The 16,043-nt window shown below is 65.3% G+C and carries 15 protein-coding genes; 4 read left to right on the top strand and 11 right to left on the bottom strand.

Features of this window, described 5'->3' with window-relative positions:
- Positions 1 to 158 precede the first annotated feature (158 nt).
- On the top strand, positions 159 to 1,271 hold the full coding sequence (locus E1N52_RS01470; protein WP_133179519.1) for a Kelch repeat-containing protein: 1,113 nt from the start codon (positions 159 to 161) through the stop codon (positions 1,269 to 1,271).
- A 37-nt stretch (positions 1,272 to 1,308) separates the two neighbouring features.
- Here E1N52_RS01470 and E1N52_RS01465 read toward each other — a convergent pair whose 3' ends face one another.
- Positions 1,309 to 1,572 (bottom strand): DUF6723 family protein, encoded by a 264-nt coding sequence (locus E1N52_RS01465; RefSeq protein WP_133179518.1) that lies wholly within the window; start codon positions 1,570 to 1,572, stop codon positions 1,309 to 1,311.
- A 227-nt stretch (positions 1,573 to 1,799) separates the two neighbouring features.
- Here E1N52_RS01465 and E1N52_RS01460 point away from each other — a divergent pair, with 227 nt between their 5' ends.
- Entirely contained in the window at positions 1,800 to 3,065 is a 1,266-nt protein-coding gene (locus E1N52_RS01460) for a multidrug effflux MFS transporter (protein ID WP_133179516.1), read from the top strand.
- A gap of 23 nt (positions 3,066 to 3,088) precedes the next feature.
- On the opposite strand, the gene E1N52_RS01455 is transcribed toward E1N52_RS01460, so the two are convergent.
- The 6 genes from E1N52_RS01455 to E1N52_RS01430 all read right to left on the bottom strand — a co-directional run bounded on the left by E1N52_RS01455 (position 3,089) and on the right by E1N52_RS01430 (position 9,863).
- Positions 3,089 to 4,717: an FGGY-family carbohydrate kinase gene (locus E1N52_RS01455; RefSeq protein WP_133179514.1), complete on the bottom strand. Its 1,629-nt coding sequence runs from the start codon at positions 4,715 to 4,717 to the stop codon at positions 3,089 to 3,091.
- Between the two features lie 18 nt (positions 4,718 to 4,735).
- Complete coding sequence (locus tag E1N52_RS01450; RefSeq protein ID WP_133179512.1) at positions 4,736 to 5,464, bottom strand: SDR family oxidoreductase; 729 nt, start codon at positions 5,462 to 5,464, stop codon at positions 4,736 to 4,738.
- A 34-nt stretch (positions 5,465 to 5,498) separates the two neighbouring features.
- Positions 5,499 to 6,806, bottom strand: coding sequence for a sugar ABC transporter permease (locus E1N52_RS01445; RefSeq protein WP_133179510.1), 1,308 nt, complete (start codon positions 6,804 to 6,806; stop codon positions 5,499 to 5,501).
- An 11-nt stretch (positions 6,807 to 6,817) separates the two neighbouring features.
- Positions 6,818 to 7,648 (bottom strand): ATP-binding cassette domain-containing protein, encoded by an 831-nt coding sequence (locus tag E1N52_RS01440; RefSeq protein WP_133179508.1) that lies wholly within the window; start codon positions 7,646 to 7,648, stop codon positions 6,818 to 6,820.
- 60 nt (positions 7,649 to 7,708) lie between these two features.
- Positions 7,709 to 8,767 carry an ABC transporter substrate-binding protein gene (locus E1N52_RS01435; protein ID WP_133179506.1) on the bottom strand — a complete coding sequence of 353 codons (1,059 nt, stop codon included), beginning with the start codon at positions 8,765 to 8,767 and terminating at the stop codon, positions 7,709 to 7,711.
- Between the two features lie 127 nt (positions 8,768 to 8,894).
- Positions 8,895 to 9,863: an AraC family transcriptional regulator gene (locus tag E1N52_RS01430; RefSeq protein WP_133179504.1), complete on the bottom strand. Its 969-nt coding sequence runs from the start codon at positions 9,861 to 9,863 to the stop codon at positions 8,895 to 8,897.
- Positions 9,864 to 10,346: 483 nt separating this feature from the next.
- Here E1N52_RS01430 and E1N52_RS01425 point away from each other — a divergent pair, with 483 nt between their 5' ends.
- Positions 10,347 to 11,753, top strand: a complete 1,407-nt coding sequence (locus E1N52_RS01425; protein WP_133179502.1) for an MFS transporter — start codon at positions 10,347 to 10,349, stop codon at positions 11,751 to 11,753.
- 79 nt (positions 11,754 to 11,832) lie between these two features.
- Here the strand turns inward: E1N52_RS01425 and E1N52_RS01420 are convergent, their stop codons facing one another.
- The 3 genes from E1N52_RS01420 to E1N52_RS01410 form a co-directional block, all read right to left on the bottom strand.
- Positions 11,833 to 12,261, bottom strand: coding sequence for a YybH family protein (locus E1N52_RS01420; RefSeq protein ID WP_133179500.1), 429 nt, complete (start codon positions 12,259 to 12,261; stop codon positions 11,833 to 11,835).
- Between the two features lie 98 nt (positions 12,262 to 12,359).
- Positions 12,360 to 12,881 (bottom strand): hypothetical protein, encoded by a 522-nt coding sequence (locus tag E1N52_RS01415; RefSeq protein WP_133179498.1) that lies wholly within the window; start codon positions 12,879 to 12,881, stop codon positions 12,360 to 12,362.
- Between the two features lie 49 nt (positions 12,882 to 12,930).
- Positions 12,931 to 13,767, bottom strand: coding sequence for an MFS transporter (locus E1N52_RS01410; RefSeq protein ID WP_133179496.1), 837 nt, complete (start codon positions 13,765 to 13,767; stop codon positions 12,931 to 12,933).
- 138 nt (positions 13,768 to 13,905) lie between these two features.
- On the opposite strand from E1N52_RS01410, the gene E1N52_RS01405 reads away from it, so the two are divergent.
- Positions 13,906 to 14,841, top strand: a complete 936-nt coding sequence (locus tag E1N52_RS01405; RefSeq protein ID WP_133179494.1) for a LysR family transcriptional regulator — start codon at positions 13,906 to 13,908, stop codon at positions 14,839 to 14,841.
- Between the two features lie 21 nt (positions 14,842 to 14,862).
- Here the strand turns inward: E1N52_RS01405 and E1N52_RS01400 are convergent, their stop codons facing one another.
- Positions 14,863 to 15,858, bottom strand: a complete 996-nt coding sequence (locus E1N52_RS01400; protein WP_133179492.1) for a Gfo/Idh/MocA family protein — start codon at positions 15,856 to 15,858, stop codon at positions 14,863 to 14,865.
- Between the last annotated feature and the right edge of the window lie 185 nt (positions 15,859 to 16,043).

The raw sequence follows: 16,043 nt of genomic DNA, 5'->3' as shown, positions 1-16,043 counted from the left end.
AGCAACGCGAAGCCGATCGCACCCTGAATCGGGCGCGCACTCACACAAGGTGGGCGACAGCGTTCGCGTGTACCGTGTCCACTGCGCGCTGCGCGAATGAGAAAAACGCCCGAAAAAGCGCGTCCGATGCCGTCCCGCCCACCTCCGCGAGGTTCGCCATGCCGCTCTCCCGTCGCCGCTTCCTCGAACTGAGCCTCGCCGCGAGCAGCACCGCCTGGTACGCGCGGCGCGGTGCGATGGCCGCGGACATGCAGGCCATGCCCGAAGACCCGCAAGCGATGCAAACCGCCCAGCGCGGCGGGCTCTACGCGAGCCTGCGCGACCCCAACGCCACGCAGTTGCCGCCCGAAGCGTTCACGCAGCGCTTCTTCTACTCGAGTGCGCCGAGCGCCACCCCGCAAGGCGCGTGGACCACGGCGCCCCCCTTGCCGCTGCCGCGCAGCGAAATGGCGTGGGCGACGAGCGAAGGCGAGCGCATGCATGTGATCGGCGGCTACGGCGCAGGCCAGGTCGCGCGGCCCTATCACCATGTATTCGATGCGGCGCGCGGCGCCTGGCGCAACGCCGCGCCCGTTCCGCGCGGCGCGAATCATATCGGCGTGGCGGCGCTCGACGGCGTGGTCTACGCGATGGGCGGTTTCGTCGAGCAGAACCGCATTGCCGTGCCCGACTGCTACGCCTACGTCGTCGCCGACGACCGCTGGCACGCGATTCACCCGCTTTCGCGCGGCTCGCGCGGCGCGATTTCCGTCGTGGCGCACGAGGGCATGCTGCATGCGATCGGCGGCCGCGACACGCGCTCGGTGGACTGGCACGAGGCGTACGACCCGAAGAGCGACACCTGGAAGACGCTCGCGCCCATTCCCGGTCCGCGCGACCACACGGCGGCCGTCTCGCTCGCGGGCTGGATACTCGTGGCGGGCGGGCGCATGGATACGTTCGACTTCAACACCGGCATGCACGTGGCCTACGACGCGAAGCGCGACGCCTGGGAAGAACGCGCGCCCATGCCCACGCCGCGCTCAGGCCACGGCGGCGCGGCGTGGCGCGGGCGGTTCTTCTGCATGGGTGGCGAAGGCACGCGGCGGGTATTCGGACAGAACGAAGGCTACGACCCGGCCATCGATTCATGGCAAGCCTACGCGCCCATGCTCACGCCGCGTCATGGCATGGGCGCGGCGGTCGTGGGCGATGCGATTCATGTGGCGGGCGGCGGCACGATGAATGGCGGCGTGTTTCAGTCTTCGGTGCACGAAGTGTTTTCGCTTTGAGTCTGGGCATGCTCCATCATCGGCGCGCTGGGCCGACTCAGCCTTCGGGCGTGGCAATGTCCGCGCGGATCAGCTCATCCGCGAGCGTGAGTGCCTGTTGCCTTGCCTGCGGGCCCGTTGCGCACGGCCCCGGGCGCGGACAGCCGTCGAACGGATAGATGAGCCGCCCATCGGTCCTGCGGCGAATACGCAGCAATCCGTAGTAGCGGCCCGCGCCGTCGATCTGCTCGCCGCAGAAGACTTCGTAGTCTTCCGCGGTGGTCGGGCGGCGCACGGCCTCTTTCGGCCTTTTCTCTGGCATGTCGGCACTCCGCAAATATCCAGGGCGAGATATGCGGATGGCTCAGCAAGCGCCGCGCCTGCGAGGGGCGTCGCACGGCGCGTCGCACGGAAGTCGGCGATAACAGGCACAATACGCGCCTACGCCGCCGCGCCGGACGCTGTGTTCGCGATTCGAACGCGCCTTCCGACCATGCAGCCCGTTCGCTCCCGCGCCGCCGCACCGGAACCCGCCCTTTTCACGCTGTCATGACCCACGATCTGCCCGAACGTCCAGCCATCGCCGCTCGCCCGGCGAACTCGCCGCGCTTCCTGCTGTTCCTGATCTGCCTGTTCGCCTCCGCCGGCCAGCTCGCCATCGACATCTACGTGCCCGCGCTGCCGGCCATGGCGCGCTACTTCGCAACGTCGCCGCAGGCGATCCAGTCGAGCGTGTCCGTTTATCTCGCCGCCTACGCGTTCGGCCAGCTCATCTTCGGGCCGATTTCCGACGCCCTCGGACGCAAGCGCGTGCTGGCCTTCGGGCTCGTGATCTATACGATCGGCTGTCTGCTTTCGCTGGCCGCGCCGAATCTGGAAACCTTCGTGCTGGCGCGCTGCCTGCAAGGCTTCGGCATCGCCGCGACCAATCTGCTCGCAAAAGCCATCATCACCGACTCGTTCGTGGGCACCGCGCTCATGCACGCGTTCACCTACATGTCGATTACGTGGGGACTCGCGCCGATCATCGCGCCGGTGATCGGCGCGCATCTGCAGGAGCTGTTCGGCTGGAAGGCCTGCCTCGTGTTCCTGCTCGTGTATTCGCTTGTGATGTGGGCGCTGCTCTGGCGCTTTCGCGAGACCTTGCGGCAACCGGTGCGGCTGGAGCCGCGCACGCTCGTCGCGAACGCGGGCAAGGTGCTCGCGAGCCCCGTGTTCCAGAGCTGCTTTCTCGCCCAGGGCCTGTGCTACAGCATCCTGCTCGTCTTCAACGTCGTCGGGCCGTTCATGGTGCAGAACACGCTGCACAGGCCGCCCACCTTCTTCGGCTATCTCGCGCTCGGCATCGGCCTGATGTATTTCCTGGGCGGCCTCTCGAACCGGCTCCACGGCCCGCGCCTGCCTACCCCGGAACAACGTCTGCGTGTGGGCGCGCGCGTGATGGCGGGCGCCGCCATCGCCATGCTCGTGCTCGCGCTCACGGTAGGCCTGCGCGTGTGGACGCTCGCCGTTCCGGTACTCGTGATGGGTCTGTGCGCGGGTGCGATGTACCCCACGCTGATGGCCAAGGGCAATTCGCTGTTCCCGCATATCGCGGGTTTGACGAGCGCGATTCTCGGCTGCGCGCTGCTGCTCGTTTCCTCGGCGATGATGGGGCTGGCCGGTTTCGTCTCCGTGCACGTGCTCACGCCGCTCGCGGTGTTCTTCGTGCTGCTCGCGCTCACCGTCGTCGTGATGGTGACGAAGCTGCTGCGCCACCTCGCGCAGAGTCAGGCTGCCGCCGCGCTCGCGCAGCGCAGCGGCGAGGCGGCGTGAGCCGCTAGCTACCAATCAGGCCATTATCGGATCGCGCGCGCCACGTCCTGCAACTGCGTGAAAGCACGGTAACGCGCTTCGTGCAGCGCCGCGATCTCGCCTGTGGCCGGCACGTAGACCTTGCTGATTTGCGACATCGCCGCCATCGCCTCGCGCGCGTTTTCGTATAGCCCGCCAGCCACGGCGCCCAGCATGGCCGCGCCCAGCAGGACGGGCTCCTCGGCGTGGGTGGCCAGCACGGGCTTGCCCGTTGCGTCCGCGAGCAGTTGGCGCACGAGGTCGAGCCTGCCTGCACCGCCGCTGATCACGACCTGCTCGATCGGCGCGCCCGCCTGGGCCTGCACCTCGATGATCTGCCGCAGCCCATAGCCGATACTGCCGATGCCCGCGACATAGAGCGCGACGAGGCTCTCCATGTCCGTCTCCATGCCGAGTCCCGCGATGACTGCCCGCGCGTGCGGATCGGCGAACGGCGCGCGGTTGCCGAGGAATTCCGGCACGACGTGCAGGCCTGCATCATGCGCGAGGCGCACCGCGCCCGATTCGCTCTGCGCAGCCTGAACCGCCAGCCCGGCAAGCATCGTCGGCAGAGACTGGCCTTCGCTCGCCGCACGGCTCGCGGCTTCTGCAGCGAGCGGATGCATCGTGAGCAACCGCTCGATCGCCGCGCCCGCCACCGACTGTCCGCCTTCGTTGAGCCACGTCCCGGGCACCATCGCCGCGTAGTACGGCCCCCACACGCCGGGCACGAACACGGGGTCGCGCGTGGTCGTCATCGTGCATGACGAGGTGCCGAACACATACGCGAGGCACGCCTCGGGCTGCCCTTGCGCGCCGACCGTGCCGATGCCGCCCGCGTGCGCGTCGATCACGCCCGTTGCGACGGCAGTGCCCGCGCGCAGGCCGAGCTGCGCGGCGGCCTCGGGCGTGAGTCCGCTGCCGAGCGGCGTCCCGGGCTCGACCATCGTGCGGCCGATGCGCGCGAAGCCTTCGTCGGCAAGCACGCCCAGACCCACGGTGCGGAAGTAACTCTCGTCCCAGCGCTGCTCATGCGCGAGATAGGTCCACTTGCAGGTCACGGTGCAGGTGGAGCGCGAAAGATCGTCCGTGGCGCGCCACGTGAGGAAGTCGGTCAGGTCGAAGAACTGCCAGGCCGCGGCGAACACCTCGGGCCGGTTTTCCAGCAGCCACAGCAGCTTGGGCGTCTCCATCTCGGGAGATATCTTGCCGCCCACGAAGCGCAGCACATCGTGGCCCGTGGCGTTGATGCGCTCGGCCTGCTCCACGGCGCGATGGTCCATCCACACGATGATGTCGCGCTCGGCCACTTCGGAGGGGCCAACGGGCAGCGGCCTGCCGCCCTCGCCCAGCACGACGAGCGAACAGGTGGCGTCGAAGCCGATACCGGCGATCTGCTCCGGCGAGATCGCGGCCTGCGCGAGCGCCTCCTTCACGGCCTGGCACACGGCGTTCCATATCTGCGTGCTCGATTGCTCGACAATCGCGCCGCTCTCGTGAAACACGGTGATGTCGTGCTTCGCCGACGCCACCATGCGTCCGGCGGAATCGAAAATGCCCGCACGGGCGCTACCCGTGCCCACATCGACACCGACGGTATGGCGTGCGCCGCCGGCATGGTTATTTGAGGTCATGGCTCGTTGGCTGTGGGTTTACAGATCGACACTGTTCGGCAGGATCACGAGGTCGCGAATGGTGACGTTGCGCGGCCGCGTGAGCATGAATACCACAGAATCGGCCACTTCCTTGGGCTGCATGAGACTGCCCTGGGCCAGCGCTTCGTCCATCTTCGCCTTGGGCCAGTCGTCGAGCAAGGCCGTGACCACGGGGCCCGGCAGCACCGCGCCCACGCGCACGCCGTGCTTCGCGACCTGGCGGCGCACGGTGTGCGTGAAGGCCTGCACCGCGAACTTCGAGGCCGTGTAAATCGGCTCCCACACCACCGGCACGACGCCCGCCACCGAACTCGTGAAAACGATGTCGCCCGACTTCTGCGCGATCATGTGCGGCAGCACCGCGTGCACCGAGCGAAACGCGGCGTTGATGTTCAGGTTGAGCATGCGGTCCCACTCGTCGGGATTGCCGTTCGCCACCTCGCCGCCGATATACGCGCCCGCGTTGGCGTGGAAGATATCGAGCCCGCCGGCGAGATCGAGGATTCTGGACAGCATGGCCGCATAGTCCGCCGGGTTGAGCAGATCCATGGCGAGCGGCAGCGCGTTGGGCCCCAGCTCCGCGCAACATTTCGCGAGCCGGTCCTCTGCGCGGTCGATCAGCACGACTTTCGCGCCTTCATCCACGAACGCGCGCGCACACGCGAAGCCGATGCCGGACGCTGCGCCCGTAATGGCGGCGACCTTTCCCTTGATCGATTCAGACATGAATGACTTTCTCCTTGAATCAGGTTCGAACGCCTCAGGCGCGGCCATGCGAAACACGCGACTGGCGGGCGAGCGAATCGACGATCACCGCAATGGCCAGCACGGCGCCGGTAATCATGAAGCGCAGCGACGACGACAGGTTCAGCAGCGTCAGACCGCTCGCAATCGACTGGATCACGATGATGCCGAGCACCGCCGACCACGCGCTGCCGCGCCCGCCGAACAGGCTCGTGCCGCCGATCACGGCCGCCGCGATGGCGTTGAGGTTGACGTCGCCGGTGCCGGCCTGCTGGCTCGCCGAAGCGAGACGCGCTGCGGTCAGCACGCCGCCGATTGCGGCAAGGCTCGCGCACAGCACGAAGGCGCTCGTATAGATCGCGCCGACCTTGATACCCGCGCGCCGCGCGGCTTCGTGATTGCCGCCCACGGCGTGCATCGAACGGCCCCAGCGCGTGCGCGTGAGCGCGTACTGCATGACGACCGCGAGACCCAGAAAGAGGCCGAACATCAGCGGCACGCCACGCCCGCGGTTGAGATAGGCCACGACGATTTCGAGGAACACGGTCAGCGCCACCGCGCGCCCGAGCAGACCCGCGACCGACGGCGCCGAAAGCCTGGCCGCATGGCGGCGCGTGCGCGTACGCATGCCGAGCAGCAGGAGCACGATACCAGGCAGCAGCGCGATCACGTGCGAGACGATCGGCGGGATCACCATCAGTTGCCCGAAATTCACCATCGCCGAGCCGTAGGGCAAATTGATAGAGCCCGTCGAACCGAGCACGTAGAGCTGCATGCCGAGGATGGCGAGCAGGCCCGCGAGCGTCGAGACGAAACTTGGCATGCCTATCCAGTTGAGCAGCAGCGCATACAGTGCGCCGATCACCGCGCCCACCGCGATGGCGGCGACGATGGCGAGCAGCACCGGCCAGCCGTCGTTGACCCACAACGTTCCGACGAGCGCCGACGCAAAGCCGCTCATCGAGCCCACCGAGAGATCGATCTGCCCGAGCAGCAGCACGCAGACAATGCCAAGCGAAATGACGCCGACGGTCGAGCAGTCGAACAGCATGTTCACGAGGTTGTCGGCGGAGAGAAACACCGGGTTCAGGCTCGTGAACACCGTCCAGATGATCACGAGCCCCGCGATCACCGGGAGCGAGCCCAGGTCGCCCGAGCGCACGCGATCGACGAATGCCGACACGCTCTCGCCGATTCCGCTCGCATGCTTCACGCGCACGTCGCTGCGGTCGAGCAGCGTGGATGGCGTCGCATCGGGCTTTGAATCCGGCTTCGAGGTGTCCTGGGTTTCAGGCTGCGGAGCGCCATGGATAGTCTTGCTCATGATCGTTCCTTTCATTGCACGTCCTGTTGCGCCTGGCGGCGGCCTGCGCGGCGCGACACCGCGTTTTCCGTCGCCCCGGTGATCGCCGCCACGAGTTCGGCGTTGGACGAGTCGGGATAGAAAATCCCGTTGTTACGGCCGAGGCGCAGCACGACGATGCGGTCGGCCACGGCGCGCACGTCTTCCATGTTGTGGCTGATCATGATGACGGCGTGCCCGCGGTCGCGCACACGCTCGATCAGGTTCAGCACCTCGGCGGTCTGGGCCACGCCGAGCGCGGCGGTCGGTTCGTCGAGCATGATGAGCTTCGGGTCGAGCAGCAGCGAACGCGCGATCGCCACGGTCTGGCGCTGGCCGCCCGAGAGCGAGGCGACCACGTCGCGCACGCTGGGAATGCGCGCCGAAAGCTCGTTGAGGAGCGTCCAGGCCTTCACTTCCATCGTGACCTCGTCGAGCCGGTAGGGGCTCAACTCGCGGCCGAGGAAGATGTTCGCGACGACGTCGAGGTTCTCGCACAGCGCGAGGTCCTGGAACACCGTCGCGATCCCGAGGTCGAGCGCCGTGCCCGGATCGGACAGGTTCACCGGCTGGCCGCGAAACGTGATGGTCCCGGCGCTCGGCTGGTGCACGCCCGCCAGAATCTTCACGAGCGTCGATTTGCCCGCGCCGTTGTCGCCGACGAGGGCGACCACCTCGCCCGCGTGCACGTCCAGCTCGATATCCGTGAGGGCCGAAACCGCGCCGAAGTGCTTCGAGATGCCACGCAGGCTCAGCACCAGCTCGCCGGGTGCGCCGGGTGTCGTTGCGCGGTTCGTTGCGCGGTTGGTGGATTCTTCAGTCATGAAATGGGTACCTCTTCGTTGCTCTCAGGGCCCGGCGCGCGCCGGGCGCAGTCATGCGTATCAGCCGCCGATGCCGAGCTTCTTGCAGCCGTCGGCGTAACGGCCCGTGCACAGGTCCGACGCTTTCGCGAAGCCCTTGTCCACCACCTCGGCCTTGATGTTCTTCTGCGTGATGACGGCCGGCTTGAAGAGTTGCGTGGGCGTCTTGAAGAGCGTCGTCTCGCCCTTCACAGGCTTGCCGTCGAGGAAGCCCACGGCCACCTTCGCCGCCGCCCCCGCCACGATCTCGCTGGGCTTGAGAATCGTGTTGTACTGGTCGCCCGCGATGATCAGTTGCAGGCCCGCGGTCGTCGCATCGTTACCCGTGACCGCCGGAACCGGATTCACGCCCGCCGCCTTGAAGGCCGCGATGGTGCCGCCCGCCGTGCCGTCGTTGGCGGCCACGACGCCCACGATCTGCGGCCCGAAGCGCGTGATCTGCCCGCTCACCCACTGCTGCGCCTTGGGCGGTGCCCACTCCGGCGTGTCGTACTCGGAGAGCGTCTTGTAGCCGCTGCCCTGCAGCCCTTCGTGAATGCCCTTCTTGATGAGCCCTGCAGCGGCGTCGGTCGGCGAACCGTTCACTTCGAGCACGCCGCCCTTGCTCGCGGCCACGCCCGACTCCTTCAGGTGCTGCACGAGCGACTGGGCGATGGACTTGCCGATTTCCTCGTTGTCGAACGAAACGTAGTAGTCGGCAGGCGTGGACGGCACGGGCCGGTCATACGCAATGACCTTGATGCCCTGGCTCTGCGCCATGTGCACGAGCGAAGCCGCAGCCGTGGAGTCCACCGGGTCGAGCACGATGACCTTCGCGCCCTGCGCGATCACCGAATTGAATTGTTGCTGCTGCTGCGAGGCATCGGCATTGGCGTTCTGGTAGAGGACCTTGCAGTCGGGGCAGAGCTTGCCCATTTCGGCCTTGAAACCGGGGAAATCGTGCTGCTCGTAGCGCGTGGAGGCCTGGTCGGGCATCAGGAACGCGACCGTGCCGCTCGGCGCGGCGTAGGCCGACGTGATGCCCGCGAGGGCGAGACTGAGCGCGGCGGCGCCGATCAGTTGGGTGTGAAGTCGGGTCATTGGGTGTCTCCGTTTTTTGGTTGAATGCCTGGTAGGGTTGCCGTTGCTGCCTTGTGAAAGTGTGAGTTCGTCCTGCGCAGTGCCTGAAATGCGCATTGCGTTTGAACCTCTTTTGCTGGGCGATCCGCTAGCCGATCGCGGGCGTGCCGTACACGGCTTCGCTCTTGCTGGCCGCGCTCGCGGCGTTGAGCCGCTGATACGATCGCCAGCGCGACGGCGACATTTCCTTGAGCAGCAGGAACTGGCGGTTGAAATTCGAGAGGTTGTTGAAACCCACCTGATAACAGATGTCCGTGATATTCAGTTCACCTGACATCAACAGCTGGCACGCCAGATTGATACGCAGCTGGTTCACGTAGCGCACGAACGACACGCCCGTATGGCGGCGGAAATAGCGCGAGAACGCGCTTACGCTCTGCCCGGCCAGTTCCGCCAGCTCCGTTTCGCGCAGCTCCTGCGAGAGATTCTTGCCGATGAAGGCGAGCACGTGATTGATGCGCGTGCCCGCATAGCGGGCCGGGTCGGCGCGATACGCCTCGCTTGCGAGCGCCGCGGGCTCCTCGCTTTGCACGAGCAGCTCGAGCAAGTCGATGAAGAGCGTGACACGCCGCATGCCCTGTGCGCCGAGCATCTCGCGCAGGATCGGCTCAGCGGCCGCGCCCGTTTCCGGCGTGAACAGGAGCCCCCAGCGCGACGCGTCGAGCAGCGGCTCCACGCGCCTGAATTCCGGAAACGCATCGAGCGCGCGTGCGATGAAATCCGCATCGAACTGGAGGACAAGACAACGTTCGTCCACCGGCTCGTCGTGCGGCACACTGCTCACCCAGTTGTGCGGCAGATTCGGGCCGATCATCACGAGATTGCCGGGCATGAAGCTGCCGATGAAATCGCCCACGAAATACTTGCCCGTGGTCGCGGTGATGAGGTGGATCTCGTACTCGGGATGGAAGTGCCAGCGCACCGTCCGATAAGGGTAGCCATGCGACCAGACCTTGAACGACTCGTCGCGCGGCACGGCGACCAGTTCGAGGTCAGGCTGGGAATGTGTGGCGCGGGGCGCGCTTGCGCGCGCCGTGGCAGCCCCAATGGTTAGCATCTCGACTCCTCCTGCACGGTTTTTTCTAGTTCTGCGACGGTTGCTCGCACATACGCTGGACCTGATACGGTGGACCTGGCCTCAAACCGCGCGCCGCCATGACTGAAAATTAACCGGCGCGGTACGTATCCACCACTGAAAATCAGACCGCAGACTGATACTTTCTTGCATTCGGGTTAGTCCTGGGCCGATTCCAGTGTGCCGGAAGTCAACTTTTGTGCAAAGCAACAGCCCTCGCCGGAGAACAGCGAAACGGGCCGATCGGCAGAAAAACGGCAAATGTTGCTGCCGCTCGATTCGCCGCGAAGCCTGAAGGGCGGTCAAAAAGCGCCGCGCCACCCGCGCGACGGGTACTCGTGATGCGCAGGCAGGGAAAGTCCCGATGCGAAATCGTCCTATGACATCGGAAACAGAAATTGACGGGACTAACTTGATCGCTCAAGCGCGCCATTCGGGCCGCGGTTCCTGACAAGAGGACGTCTTATGCGATTCGCCGAAACTTGGCATTCCCCCACGCCGGGCCGGTCCCTATGGGACGATACGTCGACTCCCGACCACGACCAGCACGCCGCCCCCACCGGCAGCGCACACACGCTGCCACGCCGCGCCATTACCGCCGCCGCGCTCGGCAACGCAACGGAGTGGTTCGACTATGGCATCTATGCCTATGGGCTCGCCTATATCTCCGCGGCATTGTTTCCGGGCAGCACCGCAAGCGCCACGCTGTTCGCGCTCGGCACGTTTGCCATTTCATTTTTGATTCGCCCGCTCGGCGGCCTGTTCTGGGGGCCGCTCGGCGACCGCTTCGGGCGCAAGAAGGTACTCGCACTGACCGTGCTGCTGATGTCGGGCGCCACGCTGCTCGTCGGCCTGCTGCCGACCTATGCGAAAGCAGGCTGGATCGCACCCGCCGCGCTCATCGTATTGCGCATGATCCAGGGCTTCTCCACTGGCGGTGAATATGGCGGCGCGGCCACCTTCATGGCCGAATACGCGCCCGACGCGCGGCGCGGCTTCTGCGGGAGTTTCCTCGAGTTCGCCACGCTGGCCGGCTTTTCGCTGGGCGCCTTGCTGATGCTCGCGGCGTCGCTCGCGCTCGGCAACGATGCGATGCATGCGTGGGGCTGGCGTCTGCCGTTCCTCGTCGCGGCGCCGCTGGGCTTGATCGGCTTCTATCTGCGTTCGCGCATCGAAGACACGCCGGTATTCCGCGAGATGGAAGAGAAGTTCGAGCAACAGGAGCGGGAGCGCCCGGCCATTTCGCTGCGCACCCTGCTGCGCGAACATCGCGTGCCGCTCGTGCTGCTGGGCGGGCTCGTGGTCGCGCTCAATGTCGTGAACTACGTGCTGCTCGCGTACATGCCGACGTACATGCACAAGGAACTGGGCGTGAGCGAGAACATGTCGCTGCTCATTCCGCTCATCGGCATGCTCGCGATGATGGCCTTGCTGCCGTTCGCGGGCCGGCTCTCGGATCATGTGGGCCGCAAGACGCTCTGGTGGTTCTCGCTCGTCGGGCTGTTCGTCGCCGCCGTGCCGATGTTCATGCTGATGCGCCACGGCGTGGGCGGCGCGCTGATCGGCTTCGCCGTGCTCGGCCTGCTCTATGCGCCGCAGCTCGCGACCATCTCGGCGATGTTCCCTGCCATGTTCCCGACGCAGGTGCGTTATGCGGGGATGGCGATTGCCTACAACGTCTCGACCTCGCTGTTCGGCGGCACCGCGCCGATCGTGAGCGACTGGCTCGTGGACAAGACTGGCAGCCCGCTCGTTCCGGCGTACTACATGATGGCCGCGTGCGCGGTGGGCGCCATTGCACTGTTTTTCGTGATCGAGACGAAGGGCTGCTCGTTGCGCGGGCAACAGGTGCCTGGCAAGGCGCAGCAGTAATGGCATGGCGGGCCGCTCGCGCCCGTCATGCTCCAATCGAAATGCCCGACCGCGTGTCGGGCATTTTTCTTTGCAGCGACTAACGTTTGAAAATGACCTTCGTCGTCGCGGGGTCGATTGGCGAGGACGAATGCTGGTGGAAGACCTTCCAGCCCTCGCCCGTTTGCCTGAGCGTCGCGGTCATGCGATTGTCCATCGAGCGCAATTCCTCGCCGTCCGCCGCCACCGCTTTGTAGCTCACGAAGGCATGGACCACGGCAAGGTCCTGGGAGACGGTGGTCTGCGCCTCGCTGAAATCCACGATCACGCGCTCGGCACCCAGCGAGCCGAACCAGCCCTCCACCATGTTGCGCCATGACGCGATGCCCTCGTACGTCCAGGCGCCCCACATGTCGAAGGCGAGGATGTCCGGGTCATAGAGTGCGACGAACGCATCGACGTCTTTGGCCAATACCGCGGCTTTGTACTGTTGCAGCACCTGCAGGATCGGATCGGCGGCTTTTTCCACTGTGTTGTCTCCTGAACCAGGTTGCGTTGGCGAACGAACGGCTGCTTATTAAAGCAACGCCGCCTGGCCTCTGTCCAGTGAATTTGCCGCGTTGCCTTTCAGGTGCGCGAAGCATTAGCGAGCACTCGGGCGGCCTTGCGCTGCGGACGCAGCAGCAAATAAAAGGCAGCGCCATGCGTAATCGCCAACAGCGGCACGACGATCACGGGAATCACGTACGTTGCGCCCAATTCTCCCGCGTGCACAGGAACGCCGGCCTGGATGGCGTGGTAGTAGGCGAAAGCCAGATCCACCGCGCCCACGAGATTGAACGCCACGACGAAGAACCAGAACACGGGACGCTTTCTCGCCGCGAGCAGCGCCAGCATGGCCAGCGCGCCCGTTGCGAGGTCCCCATAGGCTGTGGGCACGCCGAAACTCGCGGGCAAATCGGGACTCACGACACCCGGCAGGATGAAGACCAGCCCGAAGAAGCGGAAACTGTGCAGCGTGGCAATCGCGCGTTGTGCGTCGAAGGGGGCCATCGACTTGAGCCAGGGCCAGACGTACACGGTAAAGCAAAGGAGCCACGCGACATACCCTAGCGCGAGATGCAAGCGAAAGATCGATTCCGGTGACATGTTGCCTCCTGCAAAGTGCTTTGCGATGTGTGGGTGAAAGGAAGGGAGTTCATGCGGCGCGACGCCGGAACACCTGGCGCAGCGAGAGCGCATGCAACAGGATCGAACCAGGCACGACGAACGCGGGCGTCAGTACATACGGGTAGGTGCCCGCGTTGAGGCTCGGCATATCCGGCGCGATCAACTGGAATCGGCCGGGCGCTGTGATCATCCCCAGAGTCACGGCGACGGCGAAATCGGCCAGCCCGAAAATGTTCCAGGCGATGGCGGTCTTGCGCCCCTGCGCCGTACCGCTCGCCACCGCGATGGCCGCCGGCACGGCGAAGAGGCCCGTCAGCAAGTCGCCGGTACCGGCCGGCAATGCGTCCACGCCGGCCATCGCGCCGTGCAGCCACGCGGCAATCGCCCAACTGCCGAACACGCGGTAAAACTGCAGCGCGATGAGCCAGGCCGCCGGCATCGCGTCGAGCACTTGCCCGACCCGCTTCGACAGCAGCAAGAGCGGCGCGCCGACAATCACCGGCAGGAAAATCGCCAACGGCAGCAAGGGCAACAGCGGCGGTACGGCGCTCAGTCGAAAGACGCCATGGATCGCCGCGCTCCAGACGACTGCAAACCAAAGCGCGTGCGCCATGAGAATCACCAGCCACGTCGCGCGACGTTGGCTCAGCGGCAGGCCGGTGCGCTCGAGGCCGAGCCACAATCCGACTGCCATGAACATCTGGGCTACGAGTTGGTGCGCCGTCGTTTGAAGACCGCTGCCCGGAATCACCGGCAGCCAGTACATCACGGCAATCCACAGCAACGTGAGCGGCGCTATCCAGCGCAGGCTGCGCCAGGCCGGGCGCGGCGGGATGATGCCAACGGGAACGGCGGGCGTGCTCATCGACGGTTCTCCAGATGAATGCCGGACTTCGCGGTGGATCCTGCCTGCGCGCGACGCGTTTTGCGTACGTCATCGGCTGGCACGTTAGGTGTACCATCGATTCCCGCGAGCGACTATTCATCACAATGTTGATGCGCTATGAAGCAGAACTTCACAGTCAGACAAGGAGCGCTCGATGGCGTGGAGGCGTTCCTGTGCGTTGCCAGGCACCGCAGTTTTCGCAAGGCGGCAGCGGACCTCGGGGTGACGCCTTCGGCTATCAGCCAGGCGGTGCGTGTGCTCGAAGAGCGCATCGGCGCGGCGCTTTTTGTGCGCACCACGCGCAGCGTCGGCCTGACCGAAGCCGGCGAACGGTTTCTTTCGCGCGCAAAGCCCGCCTTCGAGGAGCTGGTCGCCGCGAGCGAAGTCGCGCGCGATCTCGGCCAGCGCCCTACGGGTTTGTTGCGGCTCTCCGTGCCGCGCGCGGTCGTCCCGCTTCTGCTGGAGCCGCTGCTCGCTTCGTTCTGCCAGGCTTATCCCGAAGTGGAGGTGGAAATCGCCGTGAGCAAGGAAGTGGTCGATCTCGCGGCGGAAGGTTTCGATGCCGGCATCCGGCTCGGCCAGCTCGTCGCCGCGGACATGGTGGCGGTGCCGCTGACACCGCCGTTTCGTCTCGTTGTCATCGGTAGTCCTGCCTATTTCTCCAGCAACAAACGCCCTCGCCGCACGGACGATCTGCGCGAGCACGCATGCTTGCGCTGGCGGCGCTCCAACGGCGCGTTGGCTTCGTGGTCATTCGACGACCACGGGCACGCCGTGGAGATCGCCGTCTCAGGACCGCTGATCGCCAGCGACTTCCCGACCATGATGGGCGCGGCGCTGGAAGGCATCGGCCTCGCGCAGCTACCCGAGCCGATGGTTTCCGACGCGGTGAATGCGGGCAAGCTCGTGCGCGTGCTCGACGCCTACGCGCCGATGCTGCCGGGCGTGTTTCTCTGCTATCCGAGCCGCCGGCAGATCATGCCCAAGCTGCGCGCGTTCATCGACCATGTGAAGAGCCGCAAGGCGGGTGCGGGTCAAGCCAAGGGGCGTTGAGCCCACCCGCGCACTTCAACGTCAAGCGACGCTCTCCCAGGCGCCCGATCGGGCCGAGCGGAACACGGCGTCGATCACCTGCATATTCGCGCGGGCGTCTTCCAGCGCGATCGCCTGGGGCGTTCCGTTCAATATCGCTTCGGCAAAGACCGCCGCGGCCACGCCGTATTGATCGCATACGGGAAGCTCAAGCCAGCGATCCGCTTCTCCCTGCTTGCTCAACAGCAGCCGCGTAGGCCGGTCATTCGGTGCGTTGAATGGAATCTCGACCTCGACTCGCCCCGTCGTGCCGTGAAACTGCATACGCTGATACGGATAAGTTTGGGTGGAATAGAAAAAGCTCGCTTGCACGCCGTCGAAATCCATCAGCACGGAACCCAGACGGTCTACTTCGAACGACGGATCGCGCTCCATCAGCGCGACCACGCGTTTCGGCTCACGCCCAAGAATGAGGCGCGACGTCGTGATGGGATAACAGCCGATATCCAGCAAGCCGCCGCCGCCCATTTCGCTGTGGTTGCGAATGTCCTGAGCATTGGTGTTGTAGTAAGTAAAGCCGCCGGTCACCGCCCGCAATTCTCCTATCGCGCCCTCTTCGATCAACGCCCGCACCTTAAGCCACTGCGGATGTGTGCGAACCATAAAGGCTTCCTGGATGTACCGGCCGCTCTTGTCGCGCGCAGCAATCAATCGCTCGGCTTGTTGCACATTGAGCCCGATCGGCTTTTCACATAGCACGTGCTTGCCCGCTTCGACAGACTTGATCGTCCATTCCACGTGAAGGTGATTGGGCAACGGTATATAGACCGCATCGATTTCCGGGTCTGCCAGCAGCGCTTCGTAACTGTCGTACGCCTGCGCGAGTCCATATTTCTGCGCGGCAGCCTGGGCCTTCCCGGCTGAACGCGAAGCAATCGCTTTTACGCGGCACTTCGGTGCGTGGTGCATGGGCACGACCACTTTGTCGTTGATCTTCGACGTACCCAGGATACCCCAGACGATTTCATCCTTTGCCATGACGTTCCCTTTGAATTCGATTATGTGATGCCGGAATGGACTGAATGGAACTCACTATTAATCAAAACTGCGAACGAGAATTGCAAACGAGCATTGCAAACACTCGAATGCAGGAGTTTACACCCGCGAAAACCCTCATCTCACTCGCTCGCGAATGCGCCTTGCAACAACTCATAACAACTGAC

This window comes from Paraburkholderia guartelaensis, from assembly GCF_004353905.1.
In the GTDB taxonomy this organism is placed as follows: domain Bacteria; phylum Pseudomonadota; class Gammaproteobacteria; order Burkholderiales; family Burkholderiaceae; genus Paraburkholderia; species Paraburkholderia guartelaensis.
This window is presented reverse-complemented; position numbering and strand designations above follow the sequence as displayed.

What these genes read in the sequence shown, in the direction of transcription:
- E1N52_RS01465 (WP_133179518.1), bottom strand. Translation starts at nt 1,572, where the DNA reads ATGCCAGAGAAAAGGCCGAAAGAGGCCGTGCGCCGCCCGACCACCGCG.
- E1N52_RS01415 (WP_133179498.1), bottom strand. Translation starts at nt 12,881, where the DNA reads ATGTCACCGGAATCGATCTTTCGCTTGCATCTCGCGCTAGGGTATGTC.
- E1N52_RS01445 (WP_133179510.1), bottom strand. Translation starts at nt 6,806, where the DNA reads ATGAGCAAGACTATCCATGGCGCTCCGCAGCCTGAAACCCAGGACACC.
- E1N52_RS01460 (WP_133179516.1), top strand. Translation starts at nt 1,800, where the DNA reads ATGACCCACGATCTGCCCGAACGTCCAGCCATCGCCGCTCGCCCGGCG.
- E1N52_RS01405 (WP_133179494.1), top strand. Translation starts at nt 13,906, where the DNA reads ATGAAGCAGAACTTCACAGTCAGACAAGGAGCGCTCGATGGCGTGGAG.
- E1N52_RS01425 (WP_133179502.1), top strand. Translation starts at nt 10,347, where the DNA reads ATGCGATTCGCCGAAACTTGGCATTCCCCCACGCCGGGCCGGTCCCTA.
- E1N52_RS01450 (WP_133179512.1), bottom strand. Translation starts at nt 5,464, where the DNA reads ATGTCTGAATCGATCAAGGGAAAGGTCGCCGCCATTACGGGCGCAGCG.
- E1N52_RS01400 (WP_133179492.1), bottom strand. Translation starts at nt 15,858, where the DNA reads ATGGCAAAGGATGAAATCGTCTGGGGTATCCTGGGTACGTCGAAGATC.
- E1N52_RS01430 (WP_133179504.1), bottom strand. Translation starts at nt 9,863, where the DNA reads ATGCTAACCATTGGGGCTGCCACGGCGCGCGCAAGCGCGCCCCGCGCC.
- E1N52_RS01435 (WP_133179506.1), bottom strand. Translation starts at nt 8,767, where the DNA reads ATGACCCGACTTCACACCCAACTGATCGGCGCCGCCGCGCTCAGTCTC.
- E1N52_RS01455 (WP_133179514.1), bottom strand. Translation starts at nt 4,717, where the DNA reads ATGACCTCAAATAACCATGCCGGCGGCGCACGCCATACCGTCGGTGTC.
- E1N52_RS01470 (WP_133179519.1), top strand. Translation starts at nt 159, where the DNA reads ATGCCGCTCTCCCGTCGCCGCTTCCTCGAACTGAGCCTCGCCGCGAGC.
- E1N52_RS01410 (WP_133179496.1), bottom strand. Translation starts at nt 13,767, where the DNA reads ATGAGCACGCCCGCCGTTCCCGTTGGCATCATCCCGCCGCGCCCGGCC.
- E1N52_RS01440 (WP_133179508.1), bottom strand. Translation starts at nt 7,648, where the DNA reads ATGACTGAAGAATCCACCAACCGCGCAACGAACCGCGCAACGACACCC.